A 6819-nucleotide genomic window follows, 5' to 3' on the forward strand; every position below is an offset into this window, starting at 1 on the left:
TGCTACCCTCCCAAAGCTGCTTTCAAAGCTTCACTTACATTCGTTACCCCAATAAGTTCGATTCCCCTCGGTCCCTTCCAACCGCCAAGATTATTAGCAGGCAGAATCACTCGCTCAAAACCAAGCTTGGCCGCTTCCTGGACACGCTGCTCAATTCTCGATACCCTTCTTACTTCCCCAGTCAAACCAACTTCACCGATAATGCAGTCCGTCGGCCTTGTCGGCTTATCTCTAAAGCTCGAAGCAATACTGACAGCAACAGCCAAATCAATGGCTGGCTCATCCAACTTTACACCGCCGGCAACTTTTAAATAGGCATCTTGATTCTGGAGAAGCATCCCCACTCGCTTTTCTAATACTGCCATCAAAAGCGGCACACGGTTATGGTCAATTCCAGTGGCCATTCTTCTGGGATTCCCAAAACTGGTAGGGGAAATTAAAGCCTGGATTTCGACAAGGACTGGTCTTGTCCCTTCCATCGATGCAACTACCGTCGATCCAGCTGCGCCCCGTGAACGCTCTTCTAAGAAGATCTCAGAAGGATTGGCTACTTCTTCGAGGCCCAATTCCTTCATTTCAAAAATGCCCATTTCATTCGTTGAACCAAAGCGGTTTTTGACTGCACGCAGAATCCGATAGGTATGGTGTCTTTCTCCTTCAAAATAGAGAACCGTATCCACCATATGCTCTAACAGCCTTGGACCTGCAATGGATCCTTCCTTTGTTACATGTCCAACAATAAAGATCGCAATTCCTTTCGTTTTCCCAATTCTCATTAATTCCGAGGTACACTCACGTACTTGTGAGACACTTCCTGGTGCGCTTGTTACATCGGGGTGAAAGACCGTTTGGATCGAATCAATTATGACAAAGCTAGGATTGGTACTATCGATGGTCCGGTTGATTTCTTCAAGATTCGTTTCAGAATAAACGAGGAGATTTTCAGAAGATATACCTAATCGTTCCGCCCGAAGTTTAGTTTGTCGTAACGATTCCTCACCAGATATGTATAAAACCTGATTTCCTTTATTTGCAAGTTGTGATGAAACCTGCAAAAGCAGCGTTGACTTCCCAATTCCAGGGTCTCCGCCTATCAGCACTAAAGAACCCTTAACCACGCCACCGCCAAGGACACGGTTTAATTCGTTTAAATCCGTTAGAATCCGTGGTTCATTTTCCATTTCAATTGAATTGATCGGCATGGGTTTGGATAACAGTCCTGATCCGCCCTGGGAATGGGCAAATGCACCTCTTCTCGCGGAACCTGTTACTTCAACTTCCTCCACCATCTTATTCCATTCACCGCAGCCAGGACATTTTCCCATCCACTTGGGCGATTCATATCCGCACGCCTGACACATAAACTTCGTCTTTCGTTTTGCCATTATCCTTCGACCCTCTCTTAACTAAAAGAACAAAAGGCACACGCACCAGATAGCGAAATACGCTGGGTGCAGGAGCCAAATTTTGCTAACTATTTACAGGTTACCATACCTTTTTTATTTTTTCATTTGAAAAAGTCGATAGAAAAAGAGGTACACGATTTAACTTTATTTACGTGTACCTCTTCATAGATATTACGACATAGTCCTATTTTACTAAACTTGTTTTCTCAGCCATACGAACAATAAATTCTCCATTATCAACATCAATAATCGCATGCTGTCCGGTTAATAATGTTCCCTTTAATAGTTCTTCCGAAAGTCTGTCTTCAATATGCTTTTGGATCGCACGGCGTAATGGTCGTGCTCCATATTCAGGATCATAGCCTTCCTGAGAAATTTTCTCTTTTGCCGCAGCTGTTAATTCTAAAGAAATATGCTGCTCTTTTAAACGCTTAATTAACTGCTCTGATAATAAAGTCACAATTTCTTCAAGATGCTTCCGCTCTAACGCATGGAAAACAATAATTTCATCGATACGGTTAAGGAATTCAGGACGGAATGCTTTCTTTAATTCTCCCATCACTTTCCCTTTCATATCTTTATAGTCTTGTTCACCATCTTGGATATTAAATCCGACATATTTATTCCGTTTTAGTGCTTCAGCACCAACATTGGATGTCATAATAAGGACTGTATTCCGGAAGTCAACCGTTCTGCCTTTAGAATCAGTCAATCGACCGTCCTCAAGGACTTGCAGCAGGATATTAAATACGTCAGGATGTGCTTTTTCAATTTCATCTAATAGCACAACAGAATATGGCTTTCTGCGAACTTTTTCTGTTAATTGGCCGCCTTCCTCATAACCTACATATCCCGGCGGTGAACCAACTAGACGAGAAGTCGAGTGTTTTTCCATATACTCGGACATATCAATCCGTATCATCGCATCCTCATCACCAAACATCGCTTCAGCAAGAGCACGGGCTAATTCGGTTTTCCCAACACCTGTTGGTCCAAGGAAGACAAAAGAACCGATTGGTCGTTTTGGATCTTTTAATCCTGCACGAGCACGACGGACTGCCTTCGATACAGCTTTTACCGCTTCCTCCTGGCCAATTACGCGAGAATGAAGAACTTCTTCTAAATTAAGAAGCTTCGCCATTTCTGTTTCCGCCAGCTTGGAAACTGGAACCCCGGTCCAACTGGAAACAACACTTGCAATATCTTCAACGGTTACTTCATTATTTTCTTTCCCTTGTTTTTCTTTCCAATTCTTCTTTGTCTCTTCAAGTTGTTCACGTAAACGCTGTTCTGTATCTCTTAAGGATGCAGCCTTTTCAAACTCTTGACTCTGAACAGCAGAATCTTTTTCCTTACGCACTTCTTCCAATTTCACTTCTAATTCTTTTAAATTAGGTGGAGTGGTAAAGGAACGAAGCCTTACCTTAGAACCCGCTTCATCGATTAAGTCAATCGCTTTATCCGGCAGGAAGCGGTCTGAGATATAACGGTCCGAAAGTTTCACTGCCGCTTGAATTGCTTCATCTGTAATTGAAACACGGTGATGTGCCTCATAACGGTCGCGGAGCCCTTCTAAAATCTGAATTGATTCTTCAAGTGTTGGTTCATCTACACGAATTGGCTGGAAACGTCGTTCTAATGCAGCATCTTTTTCGATATATTTACGATACTCATCAAGAGTTGTTGCTCCAATACATTGGAGTTCACCGCGCGCAAGAGATGGCTTTAAGATATTAGATGCATCAATCGCCCCTTCCGCACCTCCAGCACCAATTAAGGTATGCAGCTCATCAATGAAAAGAATAATATTCCCGGCTTGGCGAATTTCATCCATGACCTTTTTTAAACGATCTTCAAATTCTCCTCGATATTTCGTCCCAGCTACCACTGTTCCCATATCGAGAGTCATCACCCGTTTATCACGAAGGATTTCAGGCACTTCGTTATTTACAATTTGCTGGGCAAGACCTTCTGCAATCGCAGTTTTACCGACACCCGGCTCCCCAATTAATACAGGGTTGTTTTTTGTCCGACGGCTTAATACTTCAATGACACGTTGAATTTCTTTGCCGCGTCCAATTACCGGGTCAAGACTGCCCTCACGTGCGATCGAAGTTAGATCCCGTGCAAGGCTGTCAAGTGTTGGGGTGTTCGCACTGGCAGATGCACCGCCTTGATGCCCGCCTGACTCATTGCTTCCTAAAAGTTGAAGGACTTGCTGTCTTGCCTTATTTAAGCTTACACCAAGATTATTAAGGACTCGTGCGGCGACCCCTTCCCCTTCACGGATTAAGCCAAGGAGAATATGTTCAGTGCCTACATAGGAATGTCCTAACTTGCGTGCCTCATCCATCGATAGTTCGATGACCTTTTTAGCCCGTGGAGTATAGTGAATCGTTTGAGAAGCTTCCTGTCCTTTGCCAATTAAGTTTTCTACTTCTTTTTGGATTTTTTCAGAACCTAAGCCTAGCCCATAAAGAGCTTTTGCTGCAATCCCTTCTCCTTCACGAGTTAATCCTAATAAAATGTGCTCTGTTCCAATATTGTTATGTCCAAGACGAATCGCTTCCTCTTGTGCTAATGCTAGAACTTTCTGCGCTCTTTCAGTAAAACGGCCGAACATCATATTCTCTTCCTCCTCACCTATTTTTCTTGCTCCATTTTTATTCGTTCCCTAATTAATGCTGCCCGACGGATATCTCTTTCATGTGGTCTTAATGAACCGCCAGCATATTGCTGCAGGAAACCTGGCTGGGTCAGGATCATTAATTCATTTAATATCGTCTTAGGCATATTTTCAATATAACCCATATCTATTCCAAGCCGAACATCAGATAAGCATCTTGCTGCTTCTTTTGATTCAATAATTCGGCTATTAGATAACACACCCATTGAACGGAACACCCTGTCTTCTAATTGTATGTTTGAAGTTTTCCGTAATGCTTCACGTGCTGACCTTTCTTGTGAAATTAACTGGCTGACAACTCCCTTGAGATCCCGGCAAATGTCCTCTTCCGATTTTCCAAGGGTAATTTGATTAGAAATTTGAAATATATTACCTAAAGCTTCGCTGCCTTCACCATAAATTCCTCTAACAACTAGACCTAATTGATTGATTGCGGGAATAATTCGATTAATTTGCTGTGTTAAGATTAATCCTGGCAGATGCATCATAACCGAAGCACGAAGACCGGTACCCACATTTGTAGGACAACTGGTTAAATAACCATGCTTCTCATCAAATGCAAATTGAATATTACTTTCAAGCCAATCATCAATTTCATTAGCAGCATCTAAGGCTTCAGATAATTGCAACCCAGGAAACAAGCATTGAATACGAATATGATCCTCTTCATTAATCATAATACTAACTTCTTCATTTTCGGTTAATAAAACAGCACCATGTGGTGAATCCTCTGCTAGGTTTGGACTGATTAAATGTTTTTCTACCAAAACTCTTTTCTGCAGGGGCTGGAGTTCATTAATTTTCAACAATTCCATTTGGCCAAACTTTTGAATGTCTGACTGTTTTAATATTTCCTCCATTTTTTCAATAATCATCTTTGCTTCTTCGTGTGAAAAAAGTGTTGGAAATTTATATGCATCAAAGTTACGAGCCAAACGAATACGGGAACTGAGGACGATATCTGAATCAGGTCCTTCCTCACTCATCCAGGAGCTGACAGCTTGATTTAAAAACCGTTCAAGCGACATGTTATTCCCCTCCCTCTTGGCTGTCTGCTAGTTTTCTCTCTAACTGACGTATTTCATCACGAATCTCAGCTGCCTTCTCAAATTCCTCATTGGCAATGGATTCTTTTAGAGTCCCTTTTAATTCATCTATTTGCTTACGGAGATGGATACCGCCGCCAATTCTCTTTGGTATCTTCCCATTATGTGTCCAGTTCCCACTATGAAGTCGACGTAATACGGGTTTCAATTGTTCTTTAAATACTTCATAACAATGAGAACATCCAAAGCGGCCCACTTTTAAAAACTGTGGAAATGTCATTGAACAAGAATCACATTGCAGAATTTCCTCTTGATGAAATGGGCTTTGACTGGGTTTTTGAAAAGCAGGGTCTATATTTAATAATCCTGCTAATAAATTATTAAAAGCGAATCCAGATTCCCCATTAAAAATAAACATTTCTCCCTTTTCCTGCGCACATTTTTCACACAGATTGACTTCCGTCTTTTCCCCATTAATAATTTTCGTAAAGTGAAGGGCTGCAGGTCTTTGGTTGCATTCCTGGCAAATCATACTTTCACCTCTCAAGCGAAAAAATTTATTTATATTTTAAAGATGTAAGCATTGCTTTTAGCATTCTCGCCCTTAATTCGTCTCGGTATGGAAGATCAATATAAAGAACGGATCGGTCAATTACACTGAGCATAATTTTCGCTTCCCGCTGCGAGACAATTTCTTCTTGAACGAGTCTGAATATAACATCTTCGGCACTGGTTTGACTAATCCTGCTTTGTATAAGTGCCAGTGATTGTTCAATTAAATGAGCAAGATCATGAGACTGGACCTTCATGATCCGTATATACCCACCGCCGCCCCGTTTACTTTCTACGATGTATCCTCTTTCGATCGTAAAACGGGTATTGATTACATAATTAATTTGAGATGGAACACATTGAAATTTGTCTGCGATTTCACTTCGTTTGATTTCAACTAGGTCTCTTTCACTTAATTCCAATACTTGTTTGAGATATTTTTCAATAATATCAGAGATGTTTCTCATCTTCCCACCCCCATTCTCTGACTTTGACTATATTTGACTAAATTATACTGAATTTTTTATGTAGATGCAACGATTCACTACTAATGATTTTCTCCAAATCTCGCCAATGTGAAACCTAGGTTTGATTAAAAAGTATCTTCTTGATCTGTTTGGAACACAAAAAAGGACAACCTTTTAAGGTTGTCCTTGGTGCCTGGCAACGTCCTACTCTCACAGGGACGCGTGTCCCAACTACCATCGGCGCTGAGAAACTTAACTTCCGTGTTCGGTATGGGAACGGGTGTGACCTTCTCGCCATTGCTGCCAGACTATTTAATTGAGGTATCATTCCCTCAAAACTAGATAATGCAGAAGAAGTTTGTAAACTTGAGTTCACCTATATAATTGTCTAGCTCCAGCGTCCAGCAACTAGTGTCCTTCGGTCTTTTCCCTACGATAAGTCAACATCGAATCGCTATCGCTCTTCGTGTTTCCTTTATCTCAGTCAAAGCCCTCCAGGCCATACGTTGCTAAGCGGACGCTTCCGCTTTTCTATTTGGTTAAGTCCTCGAACGATTAGTATCAGTCAGCTCCACATGTTACCACGCTTCCACCTCTGACCTATCAACCTGATCATCTTTCAGGGTTCTTACTAGCTTGCGCTATGGGAAATCTCATCTTGA

The 6819-nt window shown here is 41.6% G+C and carries 5 protein-coding genes and 2 rRNA genes; all 7 read right to left on the bottom strand.

Annotated elements, in window-relative coordinates; translation table 11 throughout:
- Positions 1-2: 2 nt before the first annotated feature.
- Positions 3-1385, bottom strand: a complete 1383-nt coding sequence (radA, locus tag ACE198_RS23100; protein ID WP_098573739.1) for a DNA repair protein RadA — start codon at positions 1383-1385, stop codon at positions 3-5.
- A gap of 205 nt (positions 1386-1590) precedes the next feature.
- Positions 1591-4032, bottom strand: a complete 2442-nt coding sequence (clpC, locus tag ACE198_RS23105) for an ATP-dependent protease ATP-binding subunit ClpC (RefSeq protein ID WP_098573741.1) — start codon at positions 4030-4032, stop codon at positions 1591-1593.
- 17 nt (positions 4033-4049) lie between these two features.
- The gene (gene mcsB / locus ACE198_RS23110) at positions 4050-5120 is read right to left on the bottom strand and encodes a protein-arginine kinase McsB (protein ID WP_375377188.1); all 1071 of its coding nucleotides are present in this window, start codon (positions 5118-5120) and stop codon (positions 4050-4052) included.
- A 1-nt stretch (position 5121) separates the two neighbouring features.
- Positions 5122-5670, bottom strand: coding sequence for a protein-arginine kinase activator protein McsA (gene mcsA / locus ACE198_RS23115; RefSeq protein WP_098573747.1), 549 nt, complete (start codon positions 5668-5670; stop codon positions 5122-5124).
- 25 nt (positions 5671-5695) lie between these two features.
- Positions 5696-6157: a CtsR family transcriptional regulator gene (locus ACE198_RS23120; protein ID WP_026565491.1), complete on the bottom strand. Its 462-nt coding sequence runs from the start codon at positions 6155-6157 to the stop codon at positions 5696-5698.
- A gap of 191 nt (positions 6158-6348) precedes the next feature.
- Positions 6349-6465 (bottom strand): 5S ribosomal RNA (gene rrf, locus ACE198_RS23125).
- Positions 6466-6692: 227 nt separating this feature from the next.
- Positions 6693-6819: ribosomal RNA gene (locus ACE198_RS23130) — 23S ribosomal RNA — on the bottom strand; the annotation flags it as partial.

It is taken from the genome of Neobacillus sp. KR4-4, from assembly GCF_042136325.1.
Lineage (GTDB): Bacteria > Bacillota > Bacilli > Bacillales > Cytobacillaceae > Neobacillus.